General features: G+C 49.8%; 12 tRNA genes and 1 rRNA gene. All 13 read left to right on the top strand.

Going from position 1 to position 1,340, the window contains the following annotated elements:
- Positions 1-56: 56 nt before the first annotated feature.
- The 13 genes from rrf (at position 57) to CN692_RS18975 (ending at position 1,273) form a co-directional block, all read left to right on the top strand.
- A 5S ribosomal RNA gene (gene rrf / locus CN692_RS19035) occupies positions 57-172 on the top strand.
- A 5-nt stretch (positions 173-177) separates the two neighbouring features.
- Positions 178-253: transfer RNA gene (locus CN692_RS19030), tRNA-Val, on the top strand.
- Positions 254-256: 3 nt separating this feature from the next.
- Positions 257-329 (top strand) — tRNA-Thr (locus CN692_RS19025).
- Between the two features lie 8 nt (positions 330-337).
- Positions 338-413: transfer RNA gene (locus tag CN692_RS19020), tRNA-Lys, on the top strand.
- A 22-nt stretch (positions 414-435) separates the two neighbouring features.
- Positions 436-518, top strand: a tRNA-Leu gene (locus tag CN692_RS19015).
- Positions 519-541: 23 nt separating this feature from the next.
- Positions 542-616, top strand: a tRNA-Gly gene (locus CN692_RS19010).
- An 8-nt stretch (positions 617-624) separates the two neighbouring features.
- A tRNA-Leu gene (locus CN692_RS19005) sits at positions 625-711 on the top strand.
- Between the two features lie 10 nt (positions 712-721).
- Positions 722-798, top strand: a tRNA-Arg gene (locus CN692_RS19000).
- Between the two features lie 24 nt (positions 799-822).
- A tRNA-Pro gene (locus CN692_RS18995) sits at positions 823-899 on the top strand.
- 10 nt (positions 900-909) lie between these two features.
- A tRNA-Ala gene (locus CN692_RS18990) sits at positions 910-982 on the top strand.
- A 26-nt stretch (positions 983-1,008) separates the two neighbouring features.
- Positions 1,009-1,082: transfer RNA gene (locus tag CN692_RS18985), tRNA-Met, on the top strand.
- Between the two features lie 12 nt (positions 1,083-1,094).
- A tRNA-Ile gene (locus CN692_RS18980) sits at positions 1,095-1,171 on the top strand.
- A gap of 9 nt (positions 1,172-1,180) precedes the next feature.
- Positions 1,181-1,273: transfer RNA gene (locus tag CN692_RS18975), tRNA-Ser, on the top strand.
- Positions 1,274-1,340 lie beyond the last annotated feature (67 nt).

Below are 1,340 nucleotides of genomic sequence, written 5' to 3'. Positions count from 1 at the left end.
GTTATTGACTTTAGTAGAAAATTTGATATAATAATTAATGTCCTAAAGAAAATGAATCAAGTGATGATAGCGAAGAGGTCACACCCGTTCCCATACCGAACACGGCAGTTAAGCTCTTCAGCGTCGATGGTAGTTGGGGGTTTCCCCCTGTGAGAGTAGAACGTCGCTTGGTTTGATGGAGGATTAGCTCAGCTGGGAGAGCACCTGCCTTACAAGCAGGGGGTCGGCGGTTCGAGCCCGTCATCCTCCACCATATGCCGACTTAGCTCAATTGGTAGAGCAACTGACTTGTAATCAGTAGGTTGAGGGTTCAAGTCCTTTAGTCGGCACTCTTTTTGAGCCATTAGCTCAGTTGGTAGAGCATCTGACTTTTAATCAGAGGGTCGAAGGTTCGAATCCTTCATGGCTCACCATTTTCTCAAAAAGAAAATATTTGCGGGTGTGGCGGAATTGGCAGACGCGCTAGACTTAGGATCTAGTACTTCGGTGTGGGGGTTCGAGTCCCTTCACCCGCACCATTTATAATTTAAAAGCAGTATACGCGGAAGTAGTTCAGTGGTAGAATACAACCTTGCCAAGGTTGGGGTCGCGGGTTCGAGCCCCGTCTTCCGCTCCACATATGCTGCCGGGGTGGTGGAATGGCAGACACACAGGACTTAAAATCCTGCGGGGGTTGACCCCGTGCCGGTTCGAGTCCGGCCCTCGGTACCATTTATAATATGCGCCCGTAGCTCAATTGGATAGAGCGTTTGACTACGGATCAAAAGGTTATGGGTTCGAGTCCTTTCGGGCGCGCCATATTGTATCACCTGTAATTCTAAACGGGAAGTGGCTCAGCTTGGTAGAGCACCTGGTTTGGGACCAGGGGGTCGCAGGTTCAAATCCTGTCTTCCCGACCATTTTAAACATGGGGCCTTAGCTCAGCTGGGAGAGCGCCTGCCTTGCACGCAGGAGGTCAGCGGTTCGATCCCGCTAGGCTCCACTTAGAAAACTTAAATGAAATATTATGGCGGTGTAGCTCAGCTGGCTAGAGCGTACGGTTCATACCCGTGAGGTCGTGGGTTCGACTCCCTCCGCCGCTACTTATTATTTTAGGACCTTTAGCTCAGCTGGTTAGAGCAGACGGCTCATAACCGTCCGGTCGTAGGTTCGAGTCCTACAAGGTCCACCACTTATCAATGGAGTAATACCCAAGTCTGGCTGAAGGGATCGGTCTTGAAAACCGACAGGGGTGTAACAGCCCGCGGGGGTTCGAATCCCTCTTACTCCTCCATTTTTATTAAATAACATATTAACGGATTTACTTTAAAAAGTATCCAAATTATCGCGGGGTGGAGCAG

This window comes from Bacillus sp. AFS002410, from assembly GCF_002556365.1.
In the GTDB taxonomy this organism is placed as follows: Bacteria; Bacillota; Bacilli; order Bacillales; family Bacillaceae_G; genus Gottfriedia.
The sequence above is the reverse complement of the archived record's forward strand: the minus strand, read 5'-3'. Positions and strand labels throughout refer to the sequence as shown.